The organism is Pseudomonas sp. A-B-19 (assembly GCF_019947515.1).
Lineage (GTDB): Bacteria > Pseudomonadota > Gammaproteobacteria > Pseudomonadales > Pseudomonadaceae > Aquipseudomonas.
The window spans coordinates 84,279-98,779 of the sequence record NZ_JAGYGN010000019.1 but is presented as its reverse complement, the minus strand read 5'-3'; the positions used below and the strand labels follow the sequence as shown (position 1 = coordinate 98,779).

Genomic DNA, 14,501 nt, shown 5'->3' with positions numbered 1-14,501 from the left:
CTATGTCCCTGCGCTTTGCGCTGCTTTTGCTGTTGGCCAGCCTGTGTGCTGGCTGTGTGCTTTCGGGTGACTACAGCCCGATGAAGACCAGCAAGGGCCGTGATGAAGCGCGTGAGGCATATGTGCAACTCGGTATCGGGTATTTGCAACAAGGTATGACCGAGCGTGCCAAGGTTCCGCTGAAAAAGGCGTTGGAGCTGGATGGCTCCGACCCGGATGCCAATGCGGCGCTGGGGCTGGTCTTCCAGGCCGAGATGGAACCGGAGCTTGCCGACGAGCATTTTCGCAAGGCGCTGTCTTCCCGCCCCTCCGATGCGCGAATCCTCAATAACTACGGCAGTTTTTTGTTCGAGCAGAAACGTTACAAGGAGGCCTACGAGCGCTTTGAACAAGCCGCCGCCGATACCCTGTATCCTGAGCGTTCGCGGGTGTTCGAGAACCTGGGCATGACCGCTGCGATGCTTGGTGAGCGCGATCTGGCCCGGCAGCAACTGGAAAAAGCCTTGCGCCTGAATCGCCAACAACCTCGTGCATTGCTGGAAATGGCTGAGTTGTCTTACGAAGACAGGCATTATGTGCCCGCGCGTGACTATTACGACCGTTTTAGCCAGCTCACCGAACAAAATGCACGTAGTCTATTGCTCGGCGTTCGGCTGGCAAAAGTGTTTGAAGACCGCGACAAGGCCGCAAGTGCAGGCCTGAAACTGAAAAGACTCTATCCCGGTACGCCGGAATATCAGCAATACCTGTCGGAGCAATGATGAAAGCGGCGCATCCTGAAGTTGTAGCAGCGAATCGCGTTAACCCCGGTGAGATTTTGCGCCAGGCCCGCGAAAGCAATGGCTGGTCGCTGGCCGAAGTGGCTCTCAAGCTCAACCTCACCACCACTTCCCTGAGCAATCTGGAAGCCGGCGCTTTCGACAAGCTGCCCGGGCATACTTTTGCCCGTGGTTATATTCGTACCTATGCCAAATTGCTCGGCATGGACCAGGCCGTACTGGTCCAGCAATTCGATCAGTCCACCGGCACCGATTCCCAGGGCAGCAGCGTTCACAGCCTGGGTCGTATCGAAGAACCGGTCCGGGTCTCCCACACCATCCTGCGAATCGTCAGCCTGCTGTTGCTGATCGCGGTGATCGGCGGCGGTTTCGTCTGGTGGCAGGATCAGACCTCGATGCGTGCCAAGGACCTGATCGGCCTGGCTCCGGAACACGTTGTAGTCGAAGGCGCCGACGGTACGACACAGATTCATCCGCTGGACGAGCCGGAAGACCAGGCCGTCGTGGAAGGTCAGACCGAAGGCGGAACCGTCCTCGTGCTGCCACAGGCCGACACTCCGGCTGAAGTGCCGACGGATGCTCAGGCGACTGCGCCGGCCGTCCCTGCAGCGCCGGCAACACCAGCCGCACCCGCTCGCAATCCGGCGCCAGTTGTCGCGGCGCCAGTGACGCCGGCAACGCCAGCGTCGGCGGTACCTGCTGCCCCGGTCGCGGTCGTGACGGCTCCGGTAGCACCGAGCGCGCCTGCTCCTGCGGTAACCGCGCCGGTGGCCGGCCAAGGCCAGGTTCAGGTGCGGTTCACCGCCGATTGCTGGACACAAGTGACCGACGGTAGCGGCAAGGTGCTGTTCAGCGGTCTCAAACGCAAAGGCGACAGCCTGGCAGCCAATGGCAAACCACCGTTTACCGTGCGTCTGGGCTTTGCCCGCGGCGCTCAGGTCAGCTACAACGGCCAGCCGGTTGATGTCGCTCCGTTCACCAGTGGCGAGACTGCTCGCCTGAAGTTGGGTCAATAAGTCATGCACGGCGAATCTCCAATCAAACGTCGCGAATCCCGCAAGATCTGGGTCGGTAACGTGCCTGTTGGCGGCGATGCACCTATCGCTGTGCAGAGCATGACCAACAGCGACACCAACGATGTCGCGGCCACGGTCGCGCAAATCAATCGTCTGGAAGCGGCTGGCGTCGATATCGTGCGGGTCTCCGTACCGGACATGGACGCCGCCGAAGCCTTCGGCAAGATCAAGCAACTGGTCAAGGTGCCCTTGGTTGCCGACATTCACTTCGACTACCGCATCGCTTTGCGCGTAGCCGAGCTGGGTGTCGATTGTCTGCGGATCAACCCGGGCAACATCGGCCGCGAAGACCGTGTGCGCGCCGTGGTCGATGCCGCCCGTGACCGCGGGATCCCGATCCGTATCGGCGTGAACGCCGGTTCCCTGGAAAAAGACCTGCAAAAGAAATACGGCGAGCCGACCCCGGCGGCACTGGTCGAGTCTGCCTTGCGTCACGTCGAGCACCTTGAACGCCTGAACTTCCAGGACTTCAAGGTCAGTGTGAAAGCGTCCGATGTGTTCATGGCCGTCGAAGCGTACCGCCTGCTGGCCAAGGAAATCGTCCAGCCGCTGCACCTGGGCATCACTGAAGCCGGTGGTTTGCGTTCCGGCACGGTGAAATCCGCCGTGGGCCTCGGTATGCTGCTCGCCGAAGGGATTGGCGATACTATCCGCATCTCGCTGGCGGCCGACCCGGTCGAGGAAGTGAAAGTCGGCTACGACATTCTCAAATCCCTGCACCTGCGTTCCCGTGGCATCAACTTCATCGCTTGCCCGAGCTGTTCGCGGCAGAATTTCGATGTGGTCAAGACCATGAACGAGCTGGAAGGGCGCCTCGAAGATCTGCTGGTGCCGCTGGATGTCGCGGTGATCGGTTGCGTGGTCAACGGCCCGGGCGAAGCCAAGGAAGCTCATATCGGCTTGACCGGCGGTACGCCGAACCTGATTTACATCGATGGCAAGCCGTCGCAGAAACTGACGAATGACAATCTGGTGGATGAGCTCGAACGCTTGATCCGCCAGAAAGCGGCCGAAAAGGTCGAAGCTGACGCTGCCGTTATTGCGCGCGGCTGAGCCTGGCTAAAAAGAGCCGAACGAATTAAGGAATTTTTGTGAGCAAGTCTTTGCAAGCCATTCGTGGCATGAACGACATCCTGCCCGAACAGACTCCGCTGTGGCGTCATTTCGAAGGCACCGTTTCGCGTCTGCTGGATAACTACGGTTACAAGCAGATCCGCATGCCGATCGTCGAGTTCACCGAACTGTTCAAGCGTTCGATCGGTGAAGTGACCGACATCGTCGAAAAAGAGATGTACACCTTCGAGGACCGCAACGGCGACTCCCTGACGCTACGCCCTGAAGGCACGGCGGCCTGCGTGCGCGCAGTGCTGGAACACGGCATCACCGGCGGTGGCCAGGTTCAGAAACTCTGGTACATCGGCCCGATGTTCCGCCACGAACGTCCGCAGAAAGGCCGTTATCGCCAGTTCCACCAGATCGGCGTGGAGGTGTTCAATCTCGACGGTCCGGACATCGACGCCGAACTGATCGTGCTGACCTGGCGCCTGTGGGGCGAACTGGGTATTCGCGATGCGGTAAAACTCGAGCTCAACAGCCTGGGTACCAGCGAATCCCGTGGTCGTTATCGCGAAGCACTGGTCGAGTTCCTGTCCCGGCATCTGGACAAGCTGGACGAAGACAGCCAGCGCCGCCTGAAGACCAACCCGTTGCGGGTCCTGGACACCAAGAACTCCGAGACACAGGCGATTCTGGCCGATGCGCCGAAAATGGCCGACTACCTCGACGAAGAGTCCCGCGTGCATTTCGAGGGCCTCAAGGCTCGCCTGGACGCCGCCGGCATTCCTTACGTGATCAACCCGAAGCTGGTTCGCGGGCTCGATTACTACAGCAAGACCGTTTTCGAATGGGTCACCGACAAGCTCGGCGCCCAGGGCACCGTCTGTGCCGGTGGCCGTTACGACGGTCTGGTGGAGCAGATGGGCGGCAAGCCGACCGCCGGCGTTGGTTTTGCCATGGGCATCGAACGCCTGGTGTTGTTGCTGGAAACCCTGGAGCAGATCCCGCAAGAGATCTCCCGTCAGGTCGACGTCTACCTCTGCGCCTTCGGTGAAGCCGCCGAGCTCGCCGGCCTGACGCTGGCAGAGCGCGTTCGTGATCAGTTGCCCAACCTGCGCCTGCAAGTGAATGCCGGCGCCGGCAGTTTCAAAAGCCAGTTCAAGAAGGCCGACAAGAGCGGCGCGCTGTATGCGCTGATCCTTGGTGACGACGAAATGGCCCGGCAAGTGGTAGGTTTCAAACCCCTGCGTGGCCAGGGCGAACAACAAAGCATTGACTGGGATGCGCTTGCAGCACACCTGGCCACCTGCGTCGTGCAGGGTTGAAGCTGTCTAAACAGCCGAATTAGCGATTAAGGAGTATTGGGGTGTCGAGTACCGAAGACGAACATGTGGCGGAATTGAAGGAATGGTGGTCACGCAACGGTAAGCCCCTGGTCACTGGCGGCTTGTTGGCGCTGGTCATCGTGTTCGGCTGGCAGGCGTTCCACAAGTATCAGAGCAATCAGTCGCAAGGCGCCTCGATGCTCTATCAGCAATTGCTCGAGACCACGCTGACGCCTGATGGCAAGCCTGATGCGGCCCGTGTTTCGGAACTGGCCGGCAAGCTCAACAGCGAGTTCGCCGGCAGTGCCTACGCGCAGTACGGCAGCCTGTTCGTGGCCAAGGTGGCGGTCGACAGCGGCAAGCTGGACGACGCGGCCAGCGAGCTCAAAGCCATTGTCGCCAAACCGGCCAACCCGGCGCTGGGCGAAATCGCCCGTCAGCGTCTGGCCCAGGTACTTGGCGCGCAGAACAAGGCCGATGAAGCGCTGAAGCTGCTCGATGGCGATGCCGACAAGGCATTCCTGGCCACTCGCGAAGAGCTCAAGGGCGACCTGCTGGTGCAGTTGGGTCGTACCGATGAGGCGAGCGCGGCGTATCAAAAAGCCAAGGCGGCTCTGTCGGATGAAGCGGCGGTCGGTGGCCTGCAAATCAAGCTGGACGACCTGGCCAAAGGGGATGCGTGACGTGATTCGTTGGAAACATGCAGCATTGCTGGCCCTGGCCTTGTTGGCCGCGGGTTGCAGCAGCAACAGCAAAAAAGAACTGCCTCCGGCCGAACTGGTCGACTTCAAGGAAGAAGTGGTTCTGCACAAGCAGTGGAGTCGTTCGATCGGTGACGGTCAGGGCGAAACCTACAACATGCTGGTTCCGGCCATCGATGGCGATACCATCTATGCCGCCGACGTCACCGGCGTGTTGATGGCGATGGACCGCAACACCGGCGACGTCAAATGGAAGAAAGATCTCGAGCTGCCTGTCTCCGGCGCTGTTGGCGTAGGTTACGGTCTGGTCACCATCGGTACGCTCAAGGGTGAAATCGTTGCCCTGGACGCTATCAACGGTGAAGAGAAGTGGCGCGCTCGCGTGTCCAGCGAAGTGCTGGCTCCGCCAGCCAACAACGGTGACGTTGTGGTGGTTCAGACCCAGGACGATCGCCTGATCGGCCTGGATGCCTCCACCGGTAACCGTCGCTGGATCTATGACAGCACGCCTGCAGTACTGACCCTGCGTGGTACCAGTGCACCGATCGTGACCAACCGCCTCGCGGTGGCTGGCCTGTCGACCGGTAAAGTGGTTGCCGTGGATATCTCCAACGGCGTACCGGTGTGGGAGCAGCGCGTAGCGATCCCGCAAGGTCGTTCGGAGCTGGAGCGTGTGGTCGATATCGACGGTGGCTTGCTGCTGTCGGGCGGGACGCTGTATGTCGCCAGCTATCAGGGGCGCGTTGCCGCTCTGGACCTGCAAAGCGGCCGTCAGCTCTGGCAGCGTGATGCTTCCAGCTACGCCGGTGTCGCCCAGGGTTTGGGCTCCGTTTATGTGAGCCTGTCTTCTGGCACCGTTGAAGGCATCGACGAGCGTTCCACTTCTGCCTTGTGGAGCAACGATTCGCTGGCCCGTCGTCAACTGTCGGCCCCGGAAGTGTTCTCCAGCTACGTTGCAGTCGGTGACCTGGAAGGTTACCTGCACCTGCTGAGTCAGGTGGACGGTCGTTTCGTCGGCCGCGAGCGCATCGACAGCGACGGCCTGCGTGCCCGTCCGCTGGTGGTGGGTGACACGATTTATGTATATGGCAACAGCGGCAAACTGGAAGCCCTGACCATCAAGTAACGACTATGCTTGGGGTTAACCCCCCAGGCGGCCCCGGTTTACCGGGGTTTGCAGCGCTTTCATGCGCTGCCCCGAGCACCAGCCGCTGCCACGCAGCGGCTTTTGTATTTTCTGAAATAACGAAGTGGAGAGCCGCATGGTTCCCGTAATCGCCCTGGTGGGCCGACCAAACGTCGGCAAGTCCACCTTGTTCAACCGCCTGACCAGGACTCGCGACGCCATCGTTGGCGACTTGTCCGGTCTGACCCGTGATCGCCAGTACGGTGAGGCCAAGTGGCAAGGGCGTTCCTACATTCTGATCGACACCGGCGGTATCTCCGGTGACGAACATGGTATGGACGAAAAGATGGCCGAGCAGTCGCTGCTGGCCATCGAAGAAGCGGATGTCGTGCTGTTCCTGGTAGATGCCAAGGCCGGTTTCACCGCCGCCGACCAGATGATCGCCGAGCATTTGCGCAAACGTAACAAGCGTTCCCACGTGGTGGCCAACAAGGTCGACAACATCGACCCGGAAATGGCCCGCGCCGAATTCGCCCCGTTGGGCATGGGCCATGCGATCCCGATCGCCGGTGCCCACGGCCGTGGTATCACCCAGTTGCTGGAAATTGCACTGAGTGACTTCCCGAAAGACGAAGACGAGCTGGAAGAAGGCGAGGAAGAAGACGTCGCCGAAGGCGAGGAAGCCAAGCGCATTCCTGGCCCAAGCGAAAAAGACGGGATCAAGATCGCCATCATCGGCCGTCCGAACGTCGGCAAGTCGACCCTGGTCAACCGCATGCTCGGGGAAGACCGGGTCATCGTCTATGACCAACCCGGCACCACCCGCGACAGTATCTACATCCCGTTCGAGCGAAACGACGAGAAGTACACGCTGATCGACACCGCCGGTGTGCGCAAGCGCGGCAAGATCCACGAAGAAGTCGAAAAGTTCTCCGTGGTCAAAACCCTGCAAGCGATCAAAGACGCCAACGTGGTGATCTTCGTGATGGACGCTCGCGAAGGCGTGGTGGACCACGACCTCAACCTGCTGGGCTTTGCCCTTGAGGCCGGTCGTGCATTGGTCATCGCGATCAACAAGTGGGACGGCATGACGCCGAGCGAGCGCGACTTCGTCAAGATCGAGTTGCAGCGTCGTCTGTTCTTCGTCGAGTTTGCCGACATCCACTTCATCTCGGCCCTGCACGGCACTGGCGTGGGCAACCTCTACGCGTCGGTACAGAACTCGTTCAAGTCCGCGGTCACCCGCTGGCCGACCAGCCGCCTGACCCAGATCCTCGAAGACGCGGTCAGCGAGCACCAGCCGCCGATGGTCAACAGCCGTCGGATCAAGCTGCGCTACGCCCACCTCGGTGGCGCGAACCCGCCGATCATCGTGATCCACGGCAACCAGATCGAGAAGGTGCCGAAGTCCTACGTGCGGTACCTGGAAAACACTTACCGTCGTGTTCTGAAGCTGGTCGGTACGCCGATCCGCATCGAGTTCAAGGGCGGCGAGAACCCGTACGAAGGCAACAAGAACACGCTCACCGACCGTCAGGTCAACAAGAAGCGTCGTTTGATGTCGCACCACAAGAAGGCCGACAAGAAGCGTCGCGACAAGAAGTGATTCCAAGCCCTCACACTATCTTGTGTGGGGGGCTTGTTGTGGCGAGGGAGCTTGTCGGAATGCCGCACCATCCCGTTCGGCTGCGCAGCAGTCGCAAAACCAACCCGTGCGTTCTACTTGAACGATCACGGTTGCAGATTTTGGGACCGCTTCACGGTCCAGCGGGAGCAAGCTTCCTCGCCACGGGTACGGCGGTGATCAATTGAAGAGGGGCGTCTATAAGGCGCCCTTTTTCATGCCTGCCGTTTGGGCTATCCTCGGACTCCCCCGCGCCGCCGTAGAGCCGGGTGTAGAGCAGGGAACCACCGATGATCACCAGCAAGCTGCCGAATGTCGGCATCACTATCTTCACTCAGATGTCTCAGCTCGCGGCTCAGACCGGCGCGCTCAATCTGTCCCAGGGCTTTCCCGATTTCGATGCCCCGCAGGCCCTGTGCGATGCGGTCGGCCGGCATATCGCCAGCGGCCATAACCAGTATTCGCCAATGACCGGTCTGCCGCTGTTGCGTCAGCAGATCGCGGCGAAGATCGCCCGCAGTTATGGCGTGCAGGTGGATGCCGATAGCGAAGTGACGGTCACCCCTGGCGCGACCCAGGCGATTTTCTGTGCCATCCAGGCGGTTATCCACAGCGGTGACGAAGTCATCGTGTTTGACCCGGCGTACGACAGTTACGAACCTTCGGTGGAACTGGCTGGCGGTCGTTGCGTGCATGTGCAGCTGGGCCTCGACGATTTCAGCATCGACTTCCAGAAACTCGCCGAGGCACTGAGCCCGCGCACGCGGATGATCATTCTCAACACCCCGCACAACCCCAGCGGCGCATTGATCAGCCGTGCCGAGCTCGACCAGTTGGCAGCCCTGATCCGCGATCGCGACATCTATGTGATCAGCGACGAAGTCTATGAACACCTGGTGTATGACGGTGTGCCCCACGTCAGCGTGCTGGCCCATGAAGAGCTGTATAAGCGTGCCTTCGTGGTCAGTTCGTTCGGCAAGACTTACCACGTCACCGGCTGGAAAACCGGTTACGTGGTCGCACCACCGGCCCTGACGGCGGAGTTGCGCAAAGTGCACCAGTACGTCAGTTTCTGCGGCGTGACGCCGCTGCAATATGCCCTGGCCGATTACATGGCCGAGCACCCTGAACATGTCGAAGAGCTGCCGGATTTCTATCAGGCCAAGCGCGATTTGTTCTGCGATCTGCTGGCGCCGTCGCGTTTCAGTTTCACCCGGGTGACCGGTACCTATTTCCAGTTGGTCGATTACTCGCAGATCCGTCCGGACCTCAACGATGTGGAGATGGCCCTGTGGATGACCCGCGAGCATGGCGTGGCCAGTATCCCGATCTCGGTGTTCTACCAGACGCCGCCAGAAGGCCAGCGCCTGGTGCGGCTGTGCTTTGCCAAGCGTGAGGAGACCCTGCGGGAAGCCGCGGAAAAACTATGCGTGATCTGAATGCGTTGCCCAATCTGAACGTGGCGCTGATCCAGACGTCCCTGGCCTGGCACGACCGTCAGGCCAATCTGGAGCATTTCGAGCCATTGCTGGAGCAGGCTCGTGGTGCTGACCTGATCATCCTGCCGGAGATGTTCACCACCGGTTTCTCCATGGAGTCCGAGACCCTCGCTGAAGCGGAAAACGGGCCGACCAGCAAATGGCTGCGGGCTCAGGCGGCGCAACTTGATGCAGTGATTACCGGCAGCGTGATCGTTCAGGCGGCCGATGGCAGCCATCGCAATCGCCTGCTGTGGGCACGCCCGGACGGTGAGGTGTTGCACTACGACAAGCGTCACCTGTTCCGCATGGCCGGTGAGCACAACCACTACACCCCCGGCGAGCGCCAGGTGCAGTTCGAGCTCAAGGGCTGGCGAGTGCGACCGCTGATTTGCTATGACCTGCGCTTTCCGGTGTGGAGCCGTGACGCCCAGGACACCGACCTGCTGCTGTACACCGCCAACTGGCCAGGTGCACGGCGCCAGCACTGGAACCGCTTGCTGCCGGCGCGGGCGATCGAGAACCTGTGCTATGTAGCGGCGGTCAATCGCATCGGGACTGATGGCAAAGGCTTTGCCTATACCGGTGACAGCCAGGTGCTGGATTTCCAGGGTGAGACGCTGCTCAGTGCCGGAGAGGCTGACGGGGTGTTCAAGGTGACGTTGGATGCGGCAGAGCTGGCGGCATATCGGCAGCGGTTTCCGGCGAATCTGGATGCCGATACCTTCGAGTTCACCTGAGATTTTTGTTGCCTGATAGACCGCCATCGCGAGCAAGCTCGCTCCCACAGTGGATCGGTGTGAACGCGAACACTGTGGGAGCGAGCTTGCTCGCGATGAGGCCGGGACAAGCAGCACAAAAACAGACAGATCAACAAAAAGGCCCCAAGGTTCACACCCCGGGGCCTTTTGCATTTCAGCGATGGCTTACGCCGCTTTCGCTTCCGGCTGGCTCAGCGAGCGGTTCAGCGCGCTGAACAGGGCCTTGAAGCTGGCGGTGGTGATGTTTTCGTCGATGCCGACGCCATGCACCGCACGCTCACCGTTCACGCGCAGTTCAATGTAGGCCGCGGCCTTGGCATGGGTGCCCGCACCGATGGCGTGTTCGTTGTAGTCCATGATTTCCACCGGTACCGGCAGACCGGCCACTAGCGCTTCCAGGGCACCGTTACCCTTGCCGCGCCAGTGCAGGTTGGTCTCGCCCTGGCCTTGACTGGCCACTTCCACTTCAACGGCGCTGTGGCCGTTTTCCTCCTGCAGGCGATGGCTGACCAACGCGTACGGAGTGTTGGCCTGCAAGTACTCGCTGATCAACAGCGAGTGGATCTGCTTGGCGGTCATTTCCAGGCCGAGGCGGTCGGTTTCACGCTGCACCACCTGGCTGAACTCGATCTGCATGCGACGCGGCAGGCTGATGCCATATTCCTGTTCCAGGAGGTAGGCGATGCCACCCTTGCCCGACTGGCTGTTGACGCGGATGACCGCCTCATAGCTGCGGCCGATGTCGGCCGGGTCGATCGGCAGGTACGGTACTTCCCACAATTCGTCCGGTTTCTGCTGGGCGAAGCCCTTGCGGATCGCATCCTGGTGCGAGCCGGAGAACGCGGTGTGAACCAGGTCGCCGACGTACGGGTGGCGCGGGTGCACCTGGATCTGGTTGCACTCTTCGACGACTTTGCGCACGCCGTCGATGTCGGAGAAGTCCAGCTCAGGGTTCACGCCCTGGGTGTAGAGGTTCAGGGCCACGGTCACCAGGTCGACGTTACCGGTACGCTCGCCGTTGCCGAACAGGCAGCCTTCGACGCGGTCGGCGCCAGCCATCAGGCCCAGTTCGGTGGCAGCCACGCCAGTGCCACGGTCGTTGTGGGTGTGCAGGCTGATGATCACGCTGTCACGACGGTTGATGTGACGGCCGAACCATTCGATCTGGTCGGCATAGATGTTCGGGGTCGCGCATTCCACTGTGGCCGGCAGGTTGAGGATCATCTTGTGCTCGGGCGTCGGGTTCCAGACTTCGATCACCGCGTCGCAGACTTCCTTGGCGAATTCCAGTTCGGTGGCGCTGAAGGTTTCCGGCGAGTATTCGAAGGTCCACTCGGTGTCCGGCTGCTGGGCTGCGTATTTGACGAACAGCTTGGCGGCGTTGACGGCGATGGCCTTGACCCCGTCCTTGTCCTGGTTGAAGACAATGCGGCGGAAGGAAGGGGAGGTCGCGTTGTACAGGTGAACGATGGCTTTTTTCGCGCCGCGCAGGGATTCGAAGGTGCGCTCGATCAGGTCTTCACGGCCCTGGGTCAGCACCTGGATGGTGGTGTCGTCCGGGATGTGGTTGCCTTCGATCAGGGTGCGGACGAAGTCGAAGTCGGTTTGCGACGCGGCCGGGAACGACGCTTCGATTTCCTTCACACCGACTTGCACCAGGGTTTTCCAGAAGCGCAGCTTCTTGACCGCGTCCATCGGTTCGATCAGCGACTGGTTGCCGTCACGCAGGTCCGAGCTGCACCAGATCGGCGCGGCGGTGATGGTTTTCGACGGCCAGGTGCGGTCCGGGATGTCGATGGTCGGGAACGCGCGGTATTTCGAAGACGGGTCTTTGAGCATGCTCATCAGGAAATCCTTGTTGTGTGGGCCGAAAAAAGGCGGCCTGCCGGTGGATCAAAAGTTCTTGGAGTAACGCTTGGGACGAGGCACCACGATTCAGCCTGGCAGTCGTGCGCTGACAAGGCACAGGCTGCGGTGCTGGCGGAGCTGAATGAGGGTGTGAGAGGTTTTCATGCCTTCAACCCTAACCGCGGGGGGGAAGGTTGGCAAGCAGTCGAAAAAAATTGAGAGGAATACTCGTTGATGAGTATTTATCGAGATTTTATTGCTGTGAATGGCAGTGTTTGTTTTGTTGTTTGCGCGAGGTTTGAGTGGTGCGCAATTGATAAAATCAGGATTTCAGGAGAGGTAGGGTGGGGTGGCCTTGGGTTTTTCTGGTGTCTGGAAGGCCGTCTTCGCGGGCAAGCCCGCTCCTACAGTGGTACAGACACCGCGTATCCCTGTAGGAGCGGGCTTGCCCGCGAAGAGGCCATCAGCCTCGGCGAAGATTCAGGGCTGAAACGCACCAATGAAGATGGCCGGATCGACCCGCGCATCGTTCAGGCTGACGTTCCAGTGCATGTGCGGCCCAGTCGCGCGGCCGGTCGCACCGACTTTGCCGACCACGTCACCCCGGGCCAGCGGTTGCCCCATCTTCACGTCGATTTTCGACATGTGGCAAAACATGCTGATAAAGCCCTGGCCATGGTCGACGAACACCGTATTGCCGTTGAAGAAGTAGTTGCCGATCAGGATCACCTTGCCGGCGGCCGGGGTCTTGATCGGCGTGCCGGCCGGCACGGCGAAGTCCAGGCCGGCGTGGGGGTTGCGCTCTTCGCCATTGAAGAAACGACGCACGCCGAATTTGCTCGACAGCGGCCCGTTCACCGGTTTGTCCAGCCGCAGGTTGCTCGGGGTATTGGGGCTGAACGTGCGGTAAGCGCTGATCTGCTCGGCCAGTTCACGCTCGATGCGTTTGAGGTTCTCCGGGTCCGGATTGACCTGCTGGGTGTTCTTCAGGGTGATGCGCTGTTCCGGGTATTTCTTGTTGCCAACCGTAAAGCTCAGATTACGACCGCTGCTGCTGACCGATTGAACTCCTGGCTCGACCGTCAGCGGCAGGCCGACGATGGCCAGCCAGTTGTTCTGCTCCCTGACCACCAGCACCGGTTTGCCTTGATAAGTGGCTTTTGGCGCCTGGACGGACGTACCCAGGTCCACCACCGCCACGCCGCCTGGGACCGGTTTGTTCAGCAGGCGGGTGATGTAACTGTCGGCGTGGGCATTGAACGTCAGGCATAGCAGAAACAGGGCACTGAGAAAACGCGGCATGGATCAATCCAGTAGAGAAAGGGTGACAGGCGTCAGGTGATTGTCTTCGACCCGCACTTGCAGTTCGCCTTCGCCCAACCTGGCTTTCAGACGCTGGCCGGTATGGGTCTGCGCGGCGCTGCGAATCGCGTTGCCGCGTTCGTCCAGCAAAATGCTGTAACCGCGCGCGAGGGTCGCCAGGGGGCTGACCACGTGCAGCGTCTGCATCTGACTCTGCAGTTGCAGGCGGCGGGATTTGAGCCCTTCGCGCATGGCCCGGGGCAAACGTTCGGCGAGGCTGTCGAGACGCTGGCGAAGCATCGCCAGTTGCCGGCCCGGATGTTGTGCGGCCAAGCGGGTTTCCAGGCGGATCAAACGTTCGCGACGGGTGTTGAGGCTGCGCTCGAACGCGCGGCGCATGCGCATGTCCAGGTCATCCAGGCGTTGTGCTTGCTGGCGCAGGCGCTCGCCGGGATGACGAAGGCGCCGGGAAATGCCTTCCAGGCGCAGCCGATCGCGCATCAAGCGGTCACGCATGCGCATCACCAGCCGTCGGTACAGGCTTTCGACCCGGCGCACCAGATCGCCGGAGTCCGGCGCCAGCAGTTCAGCGGCAGCGGAAGGGGTGGGCGCGCGAACGTCGGCCACGAAGTCGCTGATCGATACGTCGGTTTCATGGCCGACGGCGCTGACAATTGGCGTCACGCAAGCGTCCACGGCGCGGGCCACGGCTTCTTCGTTGAAGCACCAGAGGTCCTCCAGCGAACCGCCGCCTCGGGCCAGGATCAGTGCGTCAAAACCCCGGGCATCTGCCAGTTTCAGGGCGCGGACAATCTGCGCGGTGGCTTCGCGGCCCTGCACGGCAGTGGGAATCAGTGTCAGTTGGATCTGCGGTGCGCGCCGGCGGAACACGCTGATGATGTCGCGGATCACCGCCCCGGTGGGCGAACTGATGATGCCGATGCGTTGCGGGTGCGCCGGTAGCGGGACCTTGCGCTCGGCACTGAACAGGCCTTCGGCGCTGAGTTTTTCCTTGAGTGCATCGAAGGCCAGACGCAGGGCGCCATCACCGGCCGGCTCCACGGTATCGAGGATCAGCTGATAATCACCGCGCCCTTCGAACAACGAGACTTTACCGCGCACCTTGACCGCGAGCCCGTCCTTCAGTGCCTGGCGAACCCGCGCCGCGTTCTGTCGGAACAGCGCACAACGCACCTGGGCGCTACTGTCCTTGAGGGTGAAATACACATGGCCGGAAGCCGGGCGGGCGAGGTTGGAGATTTCGCCTTCGACCCAGATATTGCTGAACACGTCTTCGAGCAACACCCGCGCGCGGCCGTTGAGCTGGCTGACAGTCAGGACTTCGCGGTCCAGGCCGAGTCTTGCAAAGGGATCTTTAATCATGGGGCGCAGTTTAAAGGCATTCGGTGGTCAATCTCCATGATC

At 61.0% G+C, this 14,501-nt stretch carries 12 protein-coding genes; 9 read left to right on the top strand and 3 right to left on the bottom strand.

Going from position 1 to position 14,501, the window contains the following annotated elements; translation table 11 throughout:
* Nucleotides 1-2 precede the first annotated feature (2 nt).
* The 9 genes from pilW (at nucleotide 3) to KGA81_RS20395 (ending at nucleotide 9,905) form a co-directional block, all read left to right on the top strand.
* Nucleotides 3-761 (top strand): type IV pilus biogenesis/stability protein PilW, encoded by a 759-nt coding sequence (pilW, locus tag KGA81_RS20435; protein ID WP_223547899.1) that lies wholly within the window; start codon nucleotides 3-5, stop codon nucleotides 759-761.
* On the top strand, nucleotides 761-1,795 hold the full coding sequence (locus KGA81_RS20430) for a helix-turn-helix domain-containing protein (RefSeq protein WP_223547898.1): 1,035 nt from the start codon (nucleotides 761-763) through the stop codon (nucleotides 1,793-1,795). Before pilW ends, KGA81_RS20430 begins: the two co-directional genes overlap by 1 nt.
* Nucleotides 1,796-1,798: 3 nt before the next feature.
* Nucleotides 1,799-2,908, top strand: coding sequence for a flavodoxin-dependent (E)-4-hydroxy-3-methylbut-2-enyl-diphosphate synthase (ispG, locus tag KGA81_RS20425; protein ID WP_003185136.1), 1,110 nt, complete (start codon nucleotides 1,799-1,801; stop codon nucleotides 2,906-2,908).
* 38 nt (nucleotides 2,909-2,946) lie between these two features.
* Nucleotides 2,947-4,236 (top strand): histidine--tRNA ligase, encoded by a 1,290-nt coding sequence (gene hisS, locus KGA81_RS20420; RefSeq protein ID WP_223547897.1) that lies wholly within the window; start codon nucleotides 2,947-2,949, stop codon nucleotides 4,234-4,236.
* Nucleotides 4,237-4,277: 41 nt separating this feature from the next.
* Entirely contained in the window at nucleotides 4,278-4,919 is a 642-nt protein-coding gene (locus KGA81_RS20415) for a tetratricopeptide repeat protein (protein ID WP_223547896.1), read from the top strand.
* On the top strand, nucleotides 4,912-6,063 hold the full coding sequence (gene bamB, locus KGA81_RS20410) for an outer membrane protein assembly factor BamB (RefSeq protein ID WP_223547895.1): 1,152 nt from the start codon (nucleotides 4,912-4,914) through the stop codon (nucleotides 6,061-6,063). Before KGA81_RS20415 ends, bamB begins: the two co-directional genes overlap by 8 nt.
* Nucleotides 6,064-6,199: 136 nt before the next feature.
* The gene (gene der, locus KGA81_RS20405) at nucleotides 6,200-7,669 is read left to right on the top strand and encodes a ribosome biogenesis GTPase Der (RefSeq protein WP_223547894.1); all 1,470 of its coding nucleotides are present in this window, start codon (nucleotides 6,200-6,202) and stop codon (nucleotides 7,667-7,669) included.
* A gap of 308 nt (nucleotides 7,670-7,977) precedes the next feature.
* Nucleotides 7,978-9,126, top strand: a complete 1,149-nt coding sequence (locus tag KGA81_RS20400) for a pyridoxal phosphate-dependent aminotransferase (RefSeq protein ID WP_223547893.1) — start codon at nucleotides 7,978-7,980, stop codon at nucleotides 9,124-9,126.
* Nucleotides 9,114-9,905, top strand: a complete 792-nt coding sequence (locus KGA81_RS20395; protein ID WP_223547892.1) for an amidohydrolase — start codon at nucleotides 9,114-9,116, stop codon at nucleotides 9,903-9,905. Before KGA81_RS20400 ends, KGA81_RS20395 begins: the two co-directional genes overlap by 13 nt.
* A gap of 186 nt (nucleotides 9,906-10,091) precedes the next feature.
* Here the strand turns inward: KGA81_RS20395 and leuA are convergent, their stop codons facing one another.
* From leuA to xseA, 3 genes are all read right to left on the bottom strand, one after another.
* Nucleotides 10,092-11,771 carry a 2-isopropylmalate synthase gene (gene leuA, locus KGA81_RS20390; RefSeq protein WP_223547891.1) on the bottom strand — a complete coding sequence of 560 codons (1,680 nt, stop codon included), beginning with the start codon at nucleotides 11,769-11,771 and terminating at the stop codon, nucleotides 10,092-10,094.
* 483 nt (nucleotides 11,772-12,254) lie between these two features.
* A complete protein-coding gene (locus KGA81_RS20385) occupies nucleotides 12,255-13,076 on the bottom strand; it encodes a peptidoglycan DD-metalloendopeptidase family protein (protein ID WP_223547890.1) in 822 nt (273 codons plus the stop codon).
* 3 nt (nucleotides 13,077-13,079) lie between these two features.
* A complete protein-coding gene (xseA, locus tag KGA81_RS20380; RefSeq protein ID WP_223547889.1) occupies nucleotides 13,080-14,459 on the bottom strand; it encodes an exodeoxyribonuclease VII large subunit in 1,380 nt (459 codons plus the stop codon).
* Between the last annotated feature and the right edge of the window lie 42 nt (nucleotides 14,460-14,501).